20 protein-coding genes and 1 pseudogene are annotated in these 20465 nt (G+C 27.9%); 10 read left to right on the forward strand and 11 right to left on the reverse strand.

The genetic code is table 11. The features are described 5' to 3' along the window. Positions 1 to 125: pseudogene (locus KI686_RS17295) on the forward strand (IS30 family transposase); the annotation flags it as partial. A 31-nt stretch (positions 126 to 156) separates the two neighbouring features. Here the strand turns inward: KI686_RS17295 and KI686_RS03315 are convergent. Further along, a complete protein-coding gene (locus KI686_RS03315) occupies positions 157 to 1572 on the reverse strand; it encodes an ATP-dependent DNA helicase (protein WP_237587849.1) in 1416 nt (471 codons plus the stop codon). A gap of 105 nt (positions 1573 to 1677) precedes the next feature. Between KI686_RS03315 and KI686_RS03320 the strand changes: the two genes are divergently transcribed. The 3 genes from KI686_RS03320 to KI686_RS03330 are packed head-to-tail and all read left to right on the forward strand — an operon-like array spanning position 1678 to position 3753. Beyond that, entirely contained in the window at positions 1678 to 2412 is a 735-nt protein-coding gene (locus tag KI686_RS03320; RefSeq protein WP_237587850.1) for a hypothetical protein, read from the forward strand. Then, a complete protein-coding gene (locus tag KI686_RS03325) occupies positions 2396 to 3220 on the forward strand; it encodes a DUF3822 family protein (RefSeq protein WP_237587851.1) in 825 nt (274 codons plus the stop codon). The genes KI686_RS03320 and KI686_RS03325 overlap by 17 nt, the downstream gene beginning before the upstream one ends. Then, complete coding sequence (locus tag KI686_RS03330) at positions 3217 to 3753, forward strand: RsmD family RNA methyltransferase (protein ID WP_237587852.1); 537 nt, start codon at positions 3217 to 3219, stop codon at positions 3751 to 3753. Before KI686_RS03325 ends, KI686_RS03330 begins: the two co-directional genes overlap by 4 nt. Before the next feature lie 93 nt (positions 3754 to 3846). Here the strand turns inward: KI686_RS03330 and KI686_RS03335 are convergent, their stop codons facing one another. The 8 genes from KI686_RS03335 to nusB form a co-directional block, all read right to left on the reverse strand. Then, positions 3847 to 4467 carry an L-threonylcarbamoyladenylate synthase gene (locus KI686_RS03335; RefSeq protein ID WP_237587853.1) on the reverse strand — a complete coding sequence of 207 codons (621 nt, stop codon included), beginning with the start codon at positions 4465 to 4467 and terminating at the stop codon, positions 3847 to 3849. 70 nt (positions 4468 to 4537) lie between these two features. Next, positions 4538 to 5239: a response regulator transcription factor gene (locus tag KI686_RS03340; RefSeq protein WP_237587854.1), complete on the reverse strand. Its 702-nt coding sequence runs from the start codon at positions 5237 to 5239 to the stop codon at positions 4538 to 4540. Between the two features lie 9 nt (positions 5240 to 5248). Next, entirely contained in the window at positions 5249 to 6817 is a 1569-nt protein-coding gene (locus KI686_RS03345; protein ID WP_237587855.1) for a sensor histidine kinase, read from the reverse strand. A gap of 103 nt (positions 6818 to 6920) precedes the next feature. After that, positions 6921 to 7517 (reverse strand): dephospho-CoA kinase, encoded by a 597-nt coding sequence (coaE, locus tag KI686_RS03350; protein ID WP_237587856.1) that lies wholly within the window; start codon positions 7515 to 7517, stop codon positions 6921 to 6923. Continuing rightward, entirely contained in the window at positions 7518 to 8456 is a 939-nt protein-coding gene (locus tag KI686_RS03355; protein WP_237587857.1) for a CdaR family protein, read from the reverse strand. Positions 8457 to 8565: 109 nt separating this feature from the next. Further along, positions 8566 to 8883 carry a preprotein translocase subunit YajC gene (gene yajC / locus KI686_RS03360; RefSeq protein WP_237587858.1) on the reverse strand — a complete coding sequence of 106 codons (318 nt, stop codon included), beginning with the start codon at positions 8881 to 8883 and terminating at the stop codon, positions 8566 to 8568. 12 nt (positions 8884 to 8895) lie between these two features. Beyond that, entirely contained in the window at positions 8896 to 9354 is a 459-nt protein-coding gene (locus tag KI686_RS03365; RefSeq protein WP_237587859.1) for a DUF1573 domain-containing protein, read from the reverse strand. Positions 9355 to 9403: 49 nt separating this feature from the next. After that, positions 9404 to 10342: a transcription antitermination factor NusB gene (gene nusB, locus KI686_RS03370; RefSeq protein ID WP_237587860.1), complete on the reverse strand. Its 939-nt coding sequence runs from the start codon at positions 10340 to 10342 to the stop codon at positions 9404 to 9406. 196 nt (positions 10343 to 10538) lie between these two features. Here nusB and KI686_RS03375 point away from each other — a divergent pair, with 196 nt between their 5' ends. Together KI686_RS03375 and KI686_RS03380 are read left to right on the forward strand one after the other, a co-directional pair. Beyond that, positions 10539 to 12293, forward strand: a complete 1755-nt coding sequence (locus tag KI686_RS03375; RefSeq protein ID WP_237587861.1) for an ABC transporter ATP-binding protein — start codon at positions 10539 to 10541, stop codon at positions 12291 to 12293. Between the two features lie 81 nt (positions 12294 to 12374). After that, positions 12375 to 12749, forward strand: a complete 375-nt coding sequence (locus KI686_RS03380; RefSeq protein WP_237587862.1) for a PUR family DNA/RNA-binding protein — start codon at positions 12375 to 12377, stop codon at positions 12747 to 12749. A gap of 127 nt (positions 12750 to 12876) precedes the next feature. On the opposite strand, the gene KI686_RS03385 is transcribed toward KI686_RS03380, so the two are convergent. Both KI686_RS03385 and KI686_RS03390 read right to left on the reverse strand, forming a co-directional pair. After that, a complete protein-coding gene (locus KI686_RS03385; RefSeq protein WP_262913964.1) occupies positions 12877 to 13926 on the reverse strand; it encodes an isochorismate synthase in 1050 nt (349 codons plus the stop codon). Positions 13927 to 13938: 12 nt separating this feature from the next. Beyond that, positions 13939 to 14355: a PaaI family thioesterase gene (locus tag KI686_RS03390; RefSeq protein ID WP_237587863.1), complete on the reverse strand. Its 417-nt coding sequence runs from the start codon at positions 14353 to 14355 to the stop codon at positions 13939 to 13941. Positions 14356 to 14426: 71 nt separating this feature from the next. Here KI686_RS03390 and KI686_RS03395 point away from each other — a divergent pair, with 71 nt between their 5' ends. The 4 genes from KI686_RS03395 (at position 14427) to KI686_RS03410 (ending at position 20443) form a co-directional block, all read left to right on the forward strand. Continuing rightward, positions 14427 to 14927, forward strand: a complete 501-nt coding sequence (locus tag KI686_RS03395; protein ID WP_237587864.1) for an IS1096 element passenger TnpR family protein — start codon at positions 14427 to 14429, stop codon at positions 14925 to 14927. Positions 14928 to 15067: 140 nt separating this feature from the next. After that, complete coding sequence (locus tag KI686_RS03400; protein WP_237587865.1) at positions 15068 to 15967, forward strand: ABC transporter ATP-binding protein; 900 nt, start codon at positions 15068 to 15070, stop codon at positions 15965 to 15967. A 19-nt stretch (positions 15968 to 15986) separates the two neighbouring features. Then, positions 15987 to 16832 (forward strand): ABC transporter permease, encoded by an 846-nt coding sequence (locus KI686_RS03405; protein WP_237587866.1) that lies wholly within the window; start codon positions 15987 to 15989, stop codon positions 16830 to 16832. Between the two features lie 44 nt (positions 16833 to 16876). Beyond that, positions 16877 to 20443, forward strand: a complete 3567-nt coding sequence (locus KI686_RS03410; RefSeq protein WP_237587867.1) for a T9SS type B sorting domain-containing protein — start codon at positions 16877 to 16879, stop codon at positions 20441 to 20443. The last annotated feature ends 22 nt before the right edge of the window (positions 20444 to 20465 follow it).

Here is a 20465-nt window from a genome sequence, read left to right on the forward strand (position 1 = left end):
TTAATGAAATTGACATAAAACAGCTTCAAAATATTCAACAAAAATTAAACAACAGACCAAGAAAAATTATTGGATATAAAACACCTAAAGAAATGATGGACTTAGAACTAAAATTTGTAGCTTAGTAACATCAAAAAAACAATACGGTTTGTTGCGTTACAACATTGAATCCAAGCCTATTAAATATAGTTTTTCTTGAGCTCTTGTAATTGCTGTATACAACCATCTAAAATAAGCTTTAGAAACTCCTTCTGGCAAATATGGTTGTTCTATAAAAACAGTTTTCCATTGTCCTCCTTGAGATTTATGGCAGGTTATTGCATAAGAAAACTTAACCTGTAAAGCATTAAAGTAAATATTCTTTTTAATTGCTAAAAACTGCTTATATTTTGATTTTTCATGCGCGTAATCTTCTTTTATAGCTTGGTATAGTCTATTAGAATCTTCATAAGTTAAAGACGGACTTTCACTTGACAGCGTATCTAACAGCAAAACGGTTTCAAAAGGCTGCATTTCTGGATAATCAATCATTCTTAACTCTACTTCTGCAAACTTAAAGCCATACAACTCTTTGATCGAAAATATTTTTAAAACCTCACAAATATCTCCGTTTGCTATAAAACCCGCCGAAGAAGATTCTGCCAACCAAAAATAATTATTTTTTACAACCATTACATAATCACCTGCAGAGATTATGTTCTCTTGCCCACGAATATGCATTCTAATTTGCTCGTTATATTGGTTTGCTCTTTTATTAGACCTTACCACAAAAGCAGTATCTTCTACACCAGAATTATCATAAGCAGAAACAATAGCATCTTCTATATCGTAACCATCTTCTAACCTTATTATATCTAAAAAATCTATGTTAAACTTAAAGTTTGTAGTGTCATTTTGTATTAAAAATCTTAATGAAGTAGCATTCGCCAAAATACCAGAGTCTTTATGTTGCCTCATTACTTCATCTAACTCTATTTCTGTAACATTTTTTAAAAAATCGTATTGTAAAGTTGATGGATCTAAAGCAGGACTAACATCTATTTTTACAGGTGGTAATTGTGCTGTGTCTCCAATAAAAATTAATTTACATTGATGCCCAGAATAAACATAAGAAATTAAATCATCTAACAAAGATTGAGAATCTAATAATTTTTGATTTTGCCTACCATCCGGAATCATAGATGCTTCATCTATAATAAAAATGGTGTTTTTATGTTTATTAGGCTGAATAACAAAATCTACAGAACCGTTTGCTTGTTTTTTAGGAAAATAAATCTTTTTATGAATTGTAAAAGCGGGTCTTTTAGAATAAACAGATATAACTTTTGCTGCCCTACCTGTTGGCGCTAATAATATTGCTTTTTTTTCTGCAGAAGGCAAACTATTAACAAAAGCACTAATAATAGTTGTTTTTCCGGTACCTGCATATCCTTTTAACAAAAACAAACCATCTTTATCTTCACTAAAAACAAAGTCACTCAAAAGCTTTAACAGCTTATTTTGCTTTAACGTAGGTGAATATTGAAAATTTTTGAGTAAAACAGAGTAAAATTCAGTAGCTTTTTTTAACATATAAAAATTAATGCAACAAAGATACATTGATTTGCAAATAAAAGTTTTTATCATTAAAAAAAATTTGTAGATTTGCTTACGACTATTAAAAAAACATAAATTAAAATGGGATTACTCGGAATGATTTTGGCAGCGGTTATCGTTGCAGTGCTATTGGCTATTGTTATAGTTAAATATTTACCATTAAAATTAAGATGGATAGCATCTTTATTGCTTTTGGTTGTAACAGTATTTTTAGTTTATAAAATTTACTATGGTATTATGGAGCCAATTATCTTTAACAAAAATAAAGTTGTTAAGTACGAAAAAGTAGTAAACAATTTAAAAATAATTAGAGATGCAGAGGTAAAATATTTTGAAGTAACAGGAAAATATACTAAAGACAAAGCTGGTTTAATTAAATTTATTGATACAGCAAAATTAGCGTTAACAGAAACTAAAACTATTGTTGAAAAAGAAGACAGAGGTGGTGGTATTATTGTTGATGTAGAAAAAAGACAAATAGACACTATAGGTTATGAACCTGTATCTAAATACTTTGAAGGTAAAAACTACAAAGATATGTTTAAAGTACCTGGTTTAAACGGAAAAGAGTTTGAAGTAGAAGTTGGAACAGTGCAAAAAGTACCAGGAATGGTAGTACCAACTTTTTATGTGTATGCAGAGAAAAAAGATGTTTTAAAAGGTATGGATGAATCTCTTTTAAAACAAGAATTAGAAGCAATTGCAACAGATCAAATTAAAGGAGAATACATTTCTGTAGGATCTTTAGATGAAGTTACAACTAGTGGTAACTGGCCTCCTACTTATGATAAAAAAGACGGTGATAGTAAAGAATAACAGTAACAATTCTATCAGTAACACAAAAGATACAAAGTTATCCATCCAATTTAATTTGGATGGATTTTCTTTTTGTATTACAGATTTTGTTACTAAAGAAACAGTATATTTTTCGGAATACTTGTTTGAAGAAACACAAATAACACCCGAAAAACTAGCTTTAAAAGTTGATGAAATTTTTAAAACAGATTTATATTTACAAAAAGATTTTTCTTCTATATTAGTTATTCATCAAAATAATTTATCTACACTAGTGCCTAATGAGTATTTTATTGAAGATAAACTGTCTGAATACCTTAATTTTAATGTAAAAACTTTAGCCACAGACTATATTACTTTTGATAATTTAGACTTTATTAATGCTAAAAACATTTTTATACCATACATAAACATCAATAACTATCTGTTTCAAAATTTTGGAGAGTTTGAATACAAACATCATACTTCTGTGCTCATCGAAAATTTAATTAACAGCTACCAATTAGCAGAAAAAGCATTATTTGTTAATGTTTCTAAATCTACTTTTGATATTATTGTATTAGATCAGAAAAAATTAATCTTTTCTAACACGTTTTCTTTTCTAACAAAAGAAGATTTTATTTACTATATCTTATTTACATTTGAGCAATTAAATTTAAATGTAGAAGAAATACCACTATACTTTACAGGTGATATAGAAAAAGAATCAGAAATTTATAAAATAACATATCAATATATTAGAAATGTTTCTTTTTTAGAGAGTAAGAACACTATCTTTAATCAATTAAATGCATCTAAGCATTCTAACTTTATACTATTAGGCTCATGAGAATAATTTCTGGAAAACACAAAAGTAGACGCTTAACTGCGCCTAAAAACTTACCTGTACGTCCTACAACAGACATGGCCAAAGAATCTTTATTTAATATTTTAAATAATACTTATTTTTTTGATAGTATTTCTGTTATGGATCTTTTTGCAGGCACAGGTAATATAAGTTATGAATTTGCCTCTAGAGGCACAAAAACAATTTATGCTATTGATGCTCATTTTGGATGTATAAAATACATTAACACTACTTCTAAAGAGTTAGATTTACCTATACATACTTTTAAAAGTGATGTTTATAAGTTTTTAGAAAAAACATCTTTACAAACAGATATTATCTTTGCAGACCCTCCTTATGGGTTTAATGAAGATGAGTTTTTTAAAATAGTAGATTTAGTATTTGACAACAACCTTTTACTAGAAGAAGGTATTTTAATTGTAGAACATTCTAAACACACAGACTTATCTAAACATGAAAAGCATAGTTATGATAAACGTTATGGTGGTAATGTTTTTAGCTTTTTTGAAAATTAAAATCTGTAGAAGACTAAAAAAAACGGAGTAGAAAAACATTTAATATTTATCACCTTAGTTCTCTAAGGTAATGTCAAAGATAAAGTAACAATTTTAAAGTATATCTAAACTTCCTTTTCCTTCTCTAACTATTTCTGGTTCACCAAATGTTAAGTCGATTACTGTAGAAGCATAATTATCTCCGTAACCTCCATCAACTACAATATCTACTAAGTTTTTCCACTTTTCAAAAATCAATTCTGGATCTGTTGTATATTCTAAAACATCATCATCATCTCTTATTGATGTAGAAACAATCGGATTTCCTAAAGCTGCTACTAGTGTTCTAGCAATATTATTATCTGGTATTCTAATACCAACTGTTTTACGTTTTTTAAATGCTTTTGGCAAATTATTACTGCCTGGTAAAATAAACGTATAAGGACCAGGCAAAGCTCTTTTTAAAAGCTTAAAAGTAGGCGAATCTATTTGCTTAACATAGTCAGATAGATGACTTAAATCATTACAGACAAAAGAAAAATTAGCCTTATCAAGCTTAATTCCTTTTATTTTGGCAATTTTTTCTAGAGCTTTTGTATTTGTAATATCACACCCTAAACCATAAACAGTATCTGTAGGATAAATGATTAACCCACCGTTTTTTAAAACTTTTACAACCTTATCAATTTCTTTTTGATTTGGGTTTTCATTATATATTTTAATGAATTCTGCCATACTATAAATGTACAAAAACTCAACTTGAAGTATATCAAGTTGAGTTTATTTTTTAGGGAAGATTATTAAATTAAGATTTATCTACCATTCTAAATCCTTCTCCGTGGATATTTAAAATCTCTACAGTTTCATCTTCTTTTAAGTATTTACGTAGTTTAGCGATATAAACATCCATACTTCTAGATGTAAAGTAATTATCATCTCTCCAAATCTTAGTTAATGCTAACTCTCTTGGCATTAAATCATTTTTATGAATTGCTAACATTCTTAGCAATTTACTTTCTTTTGGTGATAATTTAATAACATCGCCATCTTTACCCTTAGATAATTGACGTAATTTAGAATTGAAGAAAAAGCCTCCAATAGTAAACTCAAATTGCTCAGATTCTGTAGAAATATCTGTTTCTTTACGTTGTAAGATTGCTTTAATTTTATGCAATAATACTTCAGAATCAAAAGGTTTGTTTAAATAATCATCTGCACCAACTGCATAACCTTTTAAAACATCTTCTTTTAATGTTTTTGCCGTTAAGAAGATAATTGGTACTTCTCTATTTGTTACTCTAATATCTTGCGCTAAAGAAAAACCATCTTTACGCGGCATCATTACATCTAAAATACACAAATCATATTCGCTATTTTTAAACATAATTAAACCTTCTATACCATCTTTAGCATGTGTAACGTTATAATCGTTTAACGCTAAATAATCTTTTAAGACTGTTCCAAAATTTGGATCGTCTTCAACTAATAAAATCTTTTTACTTCCCATTGTTATATTTTAAATTAAAGGTAATTTTACTGTAAATATGCTTCCTTTTCCTTTTTCACTTTCTACAAAAACCGTTCCGTGATGTTTATCTATAATCTCTTTTACATAAGCTAAACCAAGACCATGGCCTTTTACATCATGTATGTTTCCTTTTTGTTCTCTATAAAATTTTTCAAAAATTTGCTTTTGTACGGCTTTGGTCATTCCAATTCCCTCATCTTTTATCTTAAAAACAAAATATTTATTTGTAACCTCTGTATACACATCAATTTTTGGTTGCCCTTCAGAATATTTTAAACCATTTTCTAACATATTAACAATAACATTTGTTAAATGAAATTGGTTTCCTGGAATTTCTGCAGTTAAGGCTTCAAAATGAGTATTTAAGGTTCCTTTTCTATCTGATATTAATAAACTTACGTGAGATATTGCATCATCTATTATGTCGTGCATATCAATAGTTTCCTTACTAATTTCTATTTGGTTTTTTTCTAATCTAGAAATTCTTAATACATTTTCTACTTGAGAATGCATTCTTTTATTTTCATCTCTTATCATTTGCACATAACGCAAAACCTTATCACCATCACTAATAATCTTAGGATTCTTAATAGAATCTAATGCTAGATTAATTGTTGCAATTGGTGTTTTAAATTCATGTGTCATATTATTGATAAAATCTGTCTTTATTTCTGATATTTTCTTTTGCCTAATTAATTGGTATAAAGAGCTAGAAAAAGCAATAATAATAATGAATATAAAAAGTAAAGACAACAATAAAATACCAGAAATGCCAGAAAGGATATGCTCATTCTTTGTTGGAAATGTTACATACAATTCATATTCAACATCTCCGTCTGAATTAAAAAAAAGCGGATAAACAATACTTTCTTTTTTATTAACTGTGTAATATCCAGATTTTAATTTTGTTGCTAATCCATCTTTACTATAAACGCCATATTTAAAATCTAAATCTACATTTTTCTTAACCAGTTCTTCTTTTATAATTGAATTTAATGACCTGTTACTTATTCTTTGATGAATTGGTTTTCTATTAGCTACATCTTTAAAAAACTCTTTAAATTGACTTTTTTCTACATTTGATAGTCTTTTTGTAAAAGAAAACCTACTTTCATCTATTGTTGTAAAAATATTATCGACTCCTTTTATTAGACGAGATTGAAAATAATCTTTCTTACCAGAAACTCTTTTAAAAATGATAGTATCATTATCTAAAAATTCTGGAGACAATTTAAAATTCTCCTCTAAAATTGTAGCTCCGTAAGAAAATCTTTCTTGTGTTGTGGTATCTATTTGTTGAAAAAAATAGTTTTTAATCTGTGCATCATCAGCAATCCCTTTTTGCTCAATAATTCCTTCTATCTGTTTCTCAAACTCTTCCTCTTCTTTTGTATTAATTCTTTCAGAAACACTAACTAAAGATTTCTGCACATCATTCTTAAATTGTTCTTGCTTACTTGCCAATGCATTATTAATCCAATACACTTGTACAGCAATAATCCCTATTAAGGAGATGCTCATTAAAGCTACTATAAGAAGAAACATTTTCTTACCCATGGTTCAAAGTTACGGCTTTCAAAAATTGGAATTATTTTTTTTAACCTAAATTAACAATATAAAGATAAATTTGTGACTTTTTTAACAAAAAAACTAACTTTAATTAAAAACAGCTTCTTTTTTTTGTTAAAATATTATGGATGATAAAAACCTGACTATCAATATCTTTATCATTAAAGTTATTAATAATGTAGTTTGATTGTAATAGTTTTTTATCTTCTAACCATTGGTTGTTTATTCTGTTTTCTACCTCTTTTTTAAGACTTCCATCTCTTAACATTGTACGTTCTATTCTAATGTTTTTTGGAGCAAAAACAGAAATAACAATATCACATTTTAGATTGCTCTTACTTTCAAAAAGAATGGCATTTTCATACAAGATATAATCTTTATTAACATGTAATTCTACAAAGTCTTTAAAATGTTTTCTTACAACCGGATGTACTATTGAATTTAAAGCATTTAACTTTTCTTTATCTTTAAAAACAATGGATGCAATAAATTTTCTGTTTAATTGATTATCCAGATAAGACGTTTCACCAAATAAATTAATTAGTTTAGATTTTATCTCTAAAGAGGTATTCATTAATTTTTTAGCTTCATCATCTGCACAATAAATAGCCACATTTTTAAACTTAGAAAAAATGTTTGCTACCGTTGTTTTTCCACTCCCGATTCCGCCTGTTAAACCAACTACCATTTATTTATGAATTAAGAAATCTATTTTATTAGGTATCACCTTAAAACTTTTAATTAAGTTAGATTTAAGTTCTACTTTTGGTAGTAAATAATTTAGATTGTTTTCTTTTGCTAAATTGTAATCGCAAAAAACTTTAAAAAAACTTTCATCAATTTTATCAAAATTAGAAAGCCCAACTACATAAACAATTTCTACTTTTTTATTTAGAGTAGTTAACTCTATTCCTTTAGGTAAATTTGTAATTTCTATAGGCACTTCTATAGTACCTTCTGTAAATTTTTCTACTTTTCCGCTAAGTGTTGCTGTATTAGAACTTGTTTTAATTTTATCTGAATTGCCAGGTATTACAATATTTAATTTTTTAGAAAAATCTGCTTTAACATTCTCTAATTTTAAAAACTCTAATTTAATATTGTTTATTTTATTTATTTGGTCTTCTGGTCCAGAAATTACAATACTATCTGGAGTTACTTTTAATTTTTCTGAGTTTTCGTATCCTACCTGATATTTAATATTTAAATCGGGTAACAAAGCCACTTTTTTAGAAGCTAAACTTGCTAAATTTAAATAAATTGTATCTTGTATAACCTCTTCTAAATCTACACCTGAGTGAAGTTGATTTTTTATATTACTAAGTTGATCTTTTGTTAGAAAATAGTATTTATTTGTTTTTTTTCTATTAAGAACATTACCTTTTAAAGTAATATTTTGGTCTCTAAGTCTAGATCTTAATATATTATAACCAGACGCATTTACTAATAAATCTATTTTTTTTGTTGTTTTATCTTGCAGTAATTTATCTTGTGGTATGTTACTAAATTTTATAGGAAATGTTAAAGTAACCGAATAATCTTTAGAAAGAGTAATTAGAAGCCACATTAATGTTGATGCTACTAAAAAACCTATAAAGCTTTTTGATATTTTCTTTGTCTTTCTCAAAATTACTATTAATTTTTAATGCAATCTACACAAAAAGGATGTAAACAAAAAAAGCGAGCAGTATCAAAAAAAAGATAATGCTCACTTCTTATACTTTAATATAATATTTCTACTTTTTAGTTGGCTCTGTATATTTCTTACTTAATTCCATTGAAATTGCAGAACTTTCAAACATAATTTTTCCAGCTCCTGTTTCTAAAGTAATCGTATTATTTGCAGCGTTTATTTCTGCAATTTTACCATGAATACCACTAGAAGTAACCACTTTAGTTCCTTTTTTAATTTCAGCCTGAAAAGCCTTTTCTTTTTTTTGTTTTTTCATTTGTGGTCTTATCATAAAAAAATAAAACACCACAATAATTGCTAAAAATGGTAACATACTCATTAAAGAACCTGCTCCTTCTTGTAAAAACATTACTGTATACATAAATTATAACTTTTATTTTGGTATTACAGATCCTTTTAACGTTAATACTTCTCTACCAGATTCTGTATTAGTTGTTAAAGTAACTGTTTTTTGTTGTCTATTTGGTTTTCCGTTTGTGTTAAATCTTACAGATACATCACCTGTTTCTCCTGGTTTAATTGGTGCTTTTGGCCAAACAGGAACTGTACAACCACAAGAACCTGTAGCGTTTGTAATTACTAAATCTGTTTTACCAGTGTTAGTAACTTTAAATACTGTTTCTACAATATCGCCTTCATTTACAGTACCAAAATCATAAACTTTTTTATCCAAAGATATTAATGCAGTTCCTTTTTTGATTTCTAAATCTCTAGATGCTGCTTGATCTAAATTTTCTTTTTTAATTATTTTTACAGGGTTTCCTCCATCTTTACATGCTGTAAAAAAAGAAGCTGTAATTGCTAAAGCTAATAAGATTGTTATTTTTTTCATTGTGTATATTTTATGTAAAAATAATAAATAAATTATCTAAACCTATAGTTTAGAGCAATCCTCTACCAATTTTAACAATTTTTTTATTACTGATAAATTCTTTTGATATTTTATCTAAAACACCATTTATAAAATAACTACTTTTTTCTGTAGAATAATCTTTAGAAACCTCTATATACTCATTAATAGTAACTCTTGTTGGTATAGTAGGAAAATTAAGAAATTCTGAAATAGCCATTTTTATTAAAATCATGTCTACGTCTGCAATTCTATCGGTTTCCCAATTTGGTGTCTTTTCTTCTATAATTTGTTCGTATTCGTTGTTTTTTAATACTGTTTTCTTAAACAATTTAGATACAAACTCTTCATCATCTTTATCTTTATAAAGCTTACCTAAAACAAAAATAGTGTTGTCTTTTTGCTTGCTTAACGTTTTAACAACCCAAGTATTTACAAAAGGAATATCATCTAACCAAGAAATCATTGTTTCTTCATAATATTCTGCTAATTTTTCATTTGGAGCTATAATTTCTTTGAAAAAATCTATTACAAATGCTTTATCAATTTTATAAGAGTCTTCTGTAGTTGCTAAATACTTTTTGTATAATTTACTCTTTTGTAATTGATCGAAAATAATTTTTACATACTCATCATTTTCTTGCCAATTATTTAAATTATTTAACTCTAAATAACCTTCTATGCTAACACTTTCTGCAATTGTGTTAATTAATTTATTGTCAATAAATTTAGTATTTGGCTGTAAATCTTCTTTGGTTGCTAAAATTTTCTTTTTAGAAAGCGCTATTTTTTTTGCTGCTAATTTTTGTACCTCTACTAGCAATTGTAAATTTAAAACGTACAAGTCATACATTTTTAAGATACTATGTTTTAAAAATTTTTCCTCTTTAATAATATCATCATTATGAGACTGTAACATAGCGTATACAGATTGCATTACTTTAACTCGAATATGTCTTCTGTTAATCATTTTGTAAAGAACTTAAATATAGATTTTTGTGCAAAAATAGTATTATTTTATTTTTATTCTACCAACTTTTAATTCTTTTTTGAGAATTAATTTTATGCTTAATCTTGTATCTTTGCGCTTTCTCTTTTTTAACAAAAAAATAATTTATAAACTTCTTAATAGTTGTAATTTTATTTTTTAATAAAAATTATTTCCCTTGAAGGAACTAAGACACGTAAACAAGTATTTCTCTAAATATAAATGGCGACTTATAATTGGTATTTTAATTACCATTTTATCTAAGTTTTTAGCTTTAAAAATACCTCAAATAATAGGTGATTCTTTAAACATTGTAGAAGATTACCAAAATGGTCTGGTTACAAACCTAGATGAAATTGAACATCAGTTATTAATAAACATACTTGTTATTATTGGTGTAGCAATATTGTCTGGTTTTTTTACTTTTTTAATGAGACAAACAATAATTGTTACTTCTAGATTAATAGAATTTGATCTAAAAAACGAAATATATTTACAATACCAAAGCCTATCTCTTAACTTCTATAAAAAAAATAGAACAGGTGATTTAATGAACCGAATTTCTGAAGATGTCTCTAAAGTAAGAATGTACGTAGGTCCTGCAATTATGTATAGCATGAATATGCTAATTTTATTTGCTGTTGGTTTTACTCAAATGCTTAGTATTGATGTTAAATTAACCATATATACCTTAATACCTTTTCCTTTATTGTCTATTTCTATCTTTATTTTAAGTAAAATAATACATAAAAGAAGTACAATTGTACAGCAATACCTTTCTAAATTAACAACATTTAATCAAGAATTTTTCTCTGGAATTAATGTTGTAAAATCTTACGGTATTGAAACTTCTGTTATTTATGATTTTGATGAAATTGCAGATAAAAGCAAAGAAAAAAACATTCATCTACAAAAAGCAAATGCTTTATTTTTCCCTTTAATGGTTTTATTAATTGGTTGTAGTAATTTACTAGTTTTATACATTGGTGGTAAACAATATATTAACAACGAAATTCAAATAGGAACCATTATAGAGTTTATGCTTTATGTTAATATTTTAACATGGCCAGTAGCAGTTGTAGGTTGGGTTACCTCTATAATTCAACAAGCAGAAGCATCACAAGCAAGAATTAATGAATTTTTACAAGAAACACCAGAAATACAAAACACAAACAACTCTACTACTAAAATAGACGGTAATGTAACTTTTAAAGACGTTACTTTTACTTATGATGATACAAATATAACTGCTTTAAAAAACATAAATTTTACAGTAAAATCTGGAGAAACTTTAGCTATTTTAGGTAAAACTGGTTCTGGTAAATCTACAATTATAGAATTAATTTCTAGATTATACGATACAACTAAGGGTACTATTTTATTAGACAAAACACCTATAAAAGACACCAATCTAAACGATATTCGTAATCAAATTGGTTTTGTACCCCAAGATCCGTTTTTATTTTCTGAAAGCATAGAAGACAATATAAAATTTGGTAAAGAAGACGCTACACAAGAAGAAATAATTGCAGCAGCCAAAAATGCAGATGTTCATAAAAACATTATTAACTTTCCTAAAGGTTATAAAACTATTTTAGGAGAACGTGGTGTAACTCTTTCTGGCGGACAAAAACAACGTGTATCTATTGCTAGAGCAATTATAAAAAAGCCTAAAATTTTAATTTTTGATGATTGCCTATCTGCGGTAGATACAGAAACAGAAGAAAAAATCTTATCTAACTTAGAAAGAATTTCTAAAAATATAACAACTTTTATTATTAGTCACAGAGTTTCTTCTGCTAAAAATGCCGATAAAATAATAGTTTTAGAAGATGGTAAAATAACCCAACAAGGAACTCATAATCAACTAATAACAATAGACGGTTACTACAAAGAATTGTACGAGCAACAACTTCTAGAAAAAGAATTTTAATCTTTAGTATGGCTAAGTAAAATATTTTATTAGATTTGTTAAGTATAACAAACAAATTATAATTACTATTTTAAAAGGATTATGGCAGAGAGAGCAGAAAGAGTTGAACAAGAAGAAATTTTTTCACAAGTACTTAGAGCTGGAAGAAGAACGTATTTTTTTGATGTAAGAGCAACAAAAGCAGACGATTACTACCTAACCGTTACAGAAAGTAAAAAATTTACGCATGATGATGGTTCTTTCCATTACCAAAAGCATAAAATCTACTTATATAAAGAAGATTTTACCGATTTTCAAGAAATGCTAGGCAAAGCAACAGATTACATTTTAAATGAAAAAGGTAGCGAAGTAATTAGTGAACGCCACCAAAAAGACTTTAAAAAAGAAGACACAACTAATAATGGAGACAGCAAAACTACAGATAGTTTTACAGATGTTTCTTTTGATGATATTTAATTGTTTTTATGAATGCATAATTCATTTTAAACTAAATTAAAAAGAATTTAATTCAAATAGTTCAATTTACACACTAAAGACCGTTAGTTTTATAATTAACGGTCTTTTTATTTTTACCCCTTAAACTTTAAAGTACTTTTTTTATCGTTTTACTCTTAAATACTGTTTCTTTCCATTCTTTTTCTGCATTACTTTCTCTTGTAATTCCACCACCAACATAAACAGAAGCAATATTATCTACAACACTCATACATCTTAAATTTACAAATAACGATGTATTTTGTTTTTCTAAATTTAATTCACCTAAAAAACCAGCATAAAATGTTCTTTTATAATTTTCTTTTAGGTTGATAAAATTCTTTGCGCTTTCTCTGGGTAAACCACAAACTGCAGGTGTAGGATGCAAAGCTCTTATTAATTCTTTTAAACTAGCCTTATCATTTAAACTTCCTGTAACCTTTGTTCTTAAATGCAATAAATCTCCAGCTTTTACAGTTTCTTTTTTATCTATCTTTAAACTTGTAGAAATTGGTGTTAATTGATTTTCTATAAAATTAGTAACTAATTGTTGCTCTTCTAACTCTTTATTTTTCCAAACAACCTTACTTAAATTTTTATTAACCTGAGTTCCTGCCAAAGACATGGTATTAAAACTTTTTTTAGAAATATTTAAAAGTGTTTCTGGCGTGGCGCCAAACCATAAACCTACTTTTGGATGAAACCAAACATAAACAAAAGCATTTGTATACGTTGTTAGTAATTTTTTAAAAGTAAGTAAAACATCAAATTCTGATAATAAAACCTCTTCTTTTCTAGAAACAACCACTTTTATAAGCTTATTGCTATTAATTTCACTTAAAGCGGCTTCTATTAAATGAACATGTTTTTCTTTATCTATATTGTTTTTTTTAATATCAACTTTTTTAAGATCAAAATCTTTATCTAAAACAATTTCTTCTTTTATCAACTCAGAGTTTTCTAAAGGAAATAGAACTGTTTTTTCATCACTATTAAAAGGAGAAAAAACAAAGCCCTCTTCATTAAAATCTGATGAAAAATGTAATGTATCATCTTCTTGAAAAAAAGACAAAACCTCTTTTTCTTTCGGTTTTCTATAAACTACAAAAGGCTTTTGGCTTCTGTAGCTTTTTTTAATTTTATTAAAAATAATATTCAAAATAAAAACTAATTATTTTTTAGTTAAAACAATATTTGTCATTTTAGCTACAGAAATTAAATTACCTTTTTCATCTACAATTGTAACCTCCCACAAATGTGTAGTTTTACCTTTATGAATATTTTTTGCTGTTGCAAAAACAACACCTTCTCTTTTACTTTTTATATGGTTTATAGATAATTGAATGCCATTTACAAATTGATTTTTATGATCTATAAAAAAATTAGAAGCCGCACTCCCCACACTCTCTGCTAAAGCTGCAGTTGCGCCACCATGTAATTGCCCTAAAGGCTGATGAACTTTAGCATTTACAGGCATTTTTGCTGTTAAAAAATCATCACCAAGAGCAACATATTCAATATCAAGCGTTTCCATTAAAGTACCTTTAGAGCTTTCGTTAAAAGCTTTTAAAATAGCATTTGTATCCATATCATTAAGATTATAATGTAAAAGTACATATAAAAATTTGTATTTTTGCAGCTTAAAATTGAAACCATTTTATGTATAAAATACGAGTAATTTTAGACTCTAAAGAAGACGTAATTAGAACTATTTTAGTTGACAGTAAAATAGATTTAGAAAACTTACATTTAATTATTGCAAAATCTTTTGGTTTTGGAGGTCAAGAAATGGCTTCTTTTTATAGAACAGATGATGAATGGAACCAAGGAGAAGAAATTCCGTTATTTAATATGGAAGAAGTTGGCGTTGGAGATTCTATGAAAACATGTATTTTAAATGAAACTTTACCTGAAGAAAGTAACAAATTAATTTACGTTTACGACTTTTTAAACATGTGGACTTTCTATGTAGAAGTAATCGAAATTTCTAATGATGTTAAAGATAATTTGCCACAAGTTATTTTAACCGTAGGAGAAATTCCTACAGAAGCTCCAGAAAAAGAATTTGTTGCAGAAAAATTAGATAATGAATTTGATGATGAAGATGATATTGATGATGACTTTGGGCATTACGATGATTTTGATTTTAACGAATATTAAAGTATAAGTTACACAAACTTTTTACTATTTACATCTTTATAAATAGTAAAAAGCTTATTCAATTTTATAATTCAGCATTTTTACGGTAACAAAATTGTAAATTAGTCGTCTTACAAACATAATCGACTAAAACAATTTCTTTGGAAACTATCTTATCTCTTAAAAATCTCGATAAAAAATACGGAAAAGTACATGCTGTTAACAATCTTTCTTTTGATATAGAAAAAGGAAATGTTTATGGTATTTTAGGACCTAACGGTAGTGGAAAATCGACCACTTTAGGTATTATTTTAAATGTTGTAAACAAAACTTCTGGAGATTTTTCTTGGTTTAATGGGCAATTTACAACTCATCAAGCATTAAAAAAAGTAGGTGCAATTATAGAAAGACCTAACTTTTATCCTTACATGACTGCTTCCCAAAATTTAGCTTTAATTTGTAAAATAAAAGGAATTACAACTGATAAAATAGATGAAAAATTAAAAGTCGTAAACCTTTTTGATAGAAAAGACAGTAAGTTTAAAACCTATTCTTTAGGGATGAAACAACGTTTAGCTATTGCTTCTGCCTTATTAAACGACCCAGAAATTTTAATTTTAGATGAACCAACCAATGGTTTAGATCCACAAGGAATTCATGAAATCCGTCAAATTATAAAAAGTATTGCTGCTAACGGTACTACAATTTTATTGGCTTCTCATCTTTTAGACGAAGTAGAAAAAGTATGTAGCCATGTTGTAGTTATTAGAAAGGGAGTAAAATTATATAGTGGTAGAGTAGATGAAATGACTGCCTCTAATGGCTTGTTTGAACTAAAAGTAGAAACTAATGAAGAAGAATTAGTATCCTTATTAGAAAAACACAAAGCTATTGGCAAAATTGCTAAAGACCACAAAACAATAATTGCAACTCTAATTTCGCCTCTTTCTGCTACAGAAATAAACAAATTTCTTTTTGAAAACGGAATTGTACTATCTCATTTAGTAAAGCGTAAACCTAGTTTAGAGCAACAATTCTTAGATTTAACCAACAACAACTAATCAACCTAAAAATAAAGTCATGTTAAGACTACTAACTATAGAATTTCATAAACTAAAACACAATACTGCTAGTAAAGTATTATCTATTATTTACTTTGGTTTACTAACATCCATTGCTTTAATTGCTGCAATAAAATTTGATATTGGTCCTATTAAATTCCATTTAGCCGAAATGGGAATTTTCAATTTTCCATACATCTGGCATTTTAACACCTATATAGCATCTATTTTAAAGTTTTTTCTACTTTTAGTTATTGTTTCTATGATGGCTAATGAATATAGTTATAAAACATTAAAGCAAAACTTAATTGATGGCTTAAGCAAAAAAGAATTTATACTTTCTAAGTTTTATACGGTTATTGCTTTTGCCCTAGCTTCTACTCTATTTGTTTTTGTAGTATCTCTAATACTTGGTTTTATTTATTCTGATTATAATGAACTTGCCATTGTTTTTTCTGATCTGCAATATTTACTTGCTTTTTTTATAAAACTTGTTGGTTTCTTTTCTATGGGCTTATTCTTTGGTATTTTAGTTAAGCGTTCTGCTTTTGCTGTAGGTGCAATGGTAGTCTGGTTAATTATAGAAAGTATGTTTAAAGGATATCTTTTTTGGTCTTTTAGAGGAGCAGATAAAACGACAGAATCTGTAAACAATATTATGCAGTTTTTACCTTTTGAAGCCATGACTAACTTAATAAAAGAACCATTTTCTAGATTAGGCGCTGTTAAATCTGTAGCAAATCAAATTGGAGAAAACTTCACTAAAAGTTATGATGTCAGTATCTTATCTATAATCATTGTTGCTATCTGGACTTTTATTTTTATATATTTATCTTTTGCTTTGTTAAAAAAGAGAGATTTGTAGTCCTTTTTAAATATATTTGACATTTACTCACATAATTCTGTCAAATGAAAAGATTATTACCCCTAATAATACTATTTTTTACATTAAATTCATTTTCACAAAAAGAAGCCAATTTTTGGTATTTTGGTAATAGAGCTGCATTAGATTTTAATTCTGGCTCTCCAATACCTGTTACCGGTAGTCAACTAAACACTTTTGAAGGTTGCTCTTCTTTTTCTGATGCCGATGGTAATTTATTATTTTATGTAGGTGCACCTGGTAATGATGATAGAACATTAACTGTATGGGATAAAAATAATAACCCAATGCCTAATGGAACGGGTTTAAGAGGTGACTCTTCTAGTTCTCAATCTGCATTAACAATACCATCACCAAGTAACTCTAATATTTATTATTTATTTACTGTTGGTACAACTGCTACAGGTAGTTCTACAGGTGGTATCTCTGGTTTTTTCCTTTATGAAATAGACATGAGTTTAAATGGTGGTTTAGGAGATATAAACACAACAACTGGGGCAATAAACTTATCTGATAACAAAGACAGTAATTGGACCGAAAAAGTAACAGCAGTAAGAGCAAAAGACTGCAATAGTTATTGGGTAATTTCTTTATCAGAAAGAACTGGCGCTAATGGAAATAACGAATTCTACACATACAAAGTTGATCAAAATGGTGTAGATATAGACAACCCTGTAATAAGCGAATTGCCGGGCTTTAGAACTAGTGACGTTAGAGGTTATCTAAAAGTATCTCCCGACGGTTCTACTTTAGTATCTGCAAATATGGGAGATGGTACTTATATTTTTGATTTTAATGATGAAACCGGAGAAGTAACTAATTATAACGGAGCTATAAGTGCAAACCAATTAAATTTAGGTGTAAGTAATGGCGGTTATGGTGTAGAATTTTCTACGTCTAGTAACAGGTTATATATTTCAACAGGAGAGTCTAGTAACTCTACAGAAAACTTATATCAATTCGACTTAACACTTTCTTCTTTTTCAGACATAAACAACTCAAGAACTCTTATTCACACCTATTTTAATTCTAGAGGAGCATTACAATTAGGACCAGATGGTAAAATTTATTGGTCTAGTAATGGTTCTAATTCAATTAGTGTTATTAACAACCCTGACAATTTGGGCAGTAATGTTAATTACTCTCATCAATCCGTATCTTTAGGAAGTGCAATTGCATCACAAGGTCTTCCTCCTTTTTTATCTTCTCTTTTATTACCTATAGAAATTAAAGATATTAGTACAGATGAAGTTATTAATAATCAAGATTTACAATTTTGTATAGGAGATAATAAAACCATAGAACCGGAAGATATTGTAGGTATTAATATTCTATATACATGGACTTTAGATAACGGTACAAGTGTTACCACAATTTCTTCTTCTGCTACACAACAAAAATTAGAGTTAAATAATATTACTTTTGCTGATGCTGGTACATATAGTTTAAAAGTTACTTTAGAAGATGATTGTGGTAACAATATAGAATATAACGCAACATTTAATGTTGATGTTTTTGAAGCTGCAAGTGCTAAAAAACCAGAGAATATTAATTTTTGTGATACAGATTTAAACACACCTAATCAATTTGATTTAGAAAGTTTAAAAAACTCAGAAATTTTAGATGGATTAGATCCTGCTACTTTTGATGTTTTATACTTTGACTCTTTAGAAAAAGCTACCAACAATGAAACCGGTACAAATTTACCAACTCCATACGAAGTAAATACAGTAAGTACACAAACTATTTATGCGCGCGTACACAATACAAATGCACCTAATGGTTGTTATGCTATTACAGAATTTGAATTAGAAGTAACAAGCGAACCAACACCAGAACAGCCTACAAATTATAGATTATGTGATGATGCAGAAAGTGGCTCTGATTCTGATGGAATTATAAATACTTTTGATTTAAGCAGTAAAGATTCAGAAATTTTAGGACCTCTAAGCCCTACTCAATATAACGTTTCTTATCATACTTCTTTGGCAGACGCACAAACTAGCAGTTCTACAAATCCCATAAACAAAAACAGTAACTATTCTGTAACTAATTCTCAAACTATTTATGTTAGAGTAGAAAATATTGACAACCCAGACTGTAATGCCATTTCAGACGATAGCTCTGGTAGTACATTTACATCTTTTCAACTAATTGTAGACCCAAAACCTGTTTTATTAACAACCTTAGTAGAACTAAAGCAATGTGCAAATGACATAAACAGAAATACCATTATAAATCTTACTCAGGCAGAAATAAATATAACTACAGATACAACTGTAACTTTTGAATATTACCAAACAGAAACTGACGCCATTAATGGAGACTCTTCTAAGTTAATAACAGACATACAAAATTACCCTGTAACTAATGGTTTTGCAGAAGCTGGTGTTAGAGTAATATCAGAACAAGGTTGTTACTCAATTGTAAAAATTGAAATTACGGCATCTTATGCCGGTGATGTTTCTTATGATAAAACTTTTGAAGCTTGTGATGACATTGTAGATGCAGACGGAAACGATTCTAGCATAGATGGATTCACATATTTCAACTTTAGTGCCGCAGAGCAAGAAATCATAAATACCTTTCCTTCGGACTTTAGAGATGAAATAGAAGTTCTTTTCTTTGAAACTCCGGAAGATAGAGATGCTGTTGTAAATCAAATTAATGACATCTCTAACCATAGAAATAACAACAGTCCAGATTATGCTTTTAACCAAACCATTTACATCAAAATAAAAAATAAAAACAATAATGATTGTGAAGGAATTGGTCAGTTATATCTTAAAACAAACCCTATTCCTGAGTTTACAATTGAAGGTGAAAACCCAAACGACCCAATTATACTTTGTGCTAAAAACATACCTTATACTTTAGCCGCCATTACTGTTAATGATTATAATTATGAATGGACTAAAGACGGAGTGGTTTTTGGCGGAAATACACAAGAAATTAATATTACAGAACAAGGTACTTACACAGTAACAGCTTTTAGTAAAACATCTACTGTTTGCTCTATAACAAAAACTATTGTGGTTTTAAAATCAGACTTTGATACCTTAGAAGAAAGTTATGTTATTATTACCGATGATACTTCTGGCATAAGCGGTAACCTTAGTATTCAAATAAATATACCTACAAATCCATTAATAGAAGAAGAATTTCAATACGCTTTAGAAAATGAAAATGGTGTAATTATTCGTCCATTTCAAGACAGTAATATTTTTAATGATATTGAAGGTGGTTTTTATAAAATTATCGTTGAAAACAAAGATGGTTGTGGTACATCCGAACTAGTAGTTTCTGTAATACAATTTCCTAAATTCTTTACACCAAATGGTGATGGAAAAAATGATACATGGACAATTAAAGGGATCAATAATACTTTTTATCCCAACGGAGAAATTTACATTTATAATAGATACGGAAAAATTGTTGCTCAAATAAATATTGATGGACAAGGTTGGGACGGAACCTACAACGGTAAATTACTACCTTCTAATGATTATTGGTTTAGTGTACAATTAATATCTTCTGACCCAGATAAACAACCTATTATTAAAAAAGGACACTTCTCTTTACTAAGAAAGTAAGTAAAAATTAAAAGGGATTATT

Source organism: Polaribacter sargassicola, assembly GCF_021991835.1.
GTDB lineage: Bacteria > Bacteroidota > Bacteroidia > Flavobacteriales > Flavobacteriaceae > Polaribacter > Polaribacter sargassicola.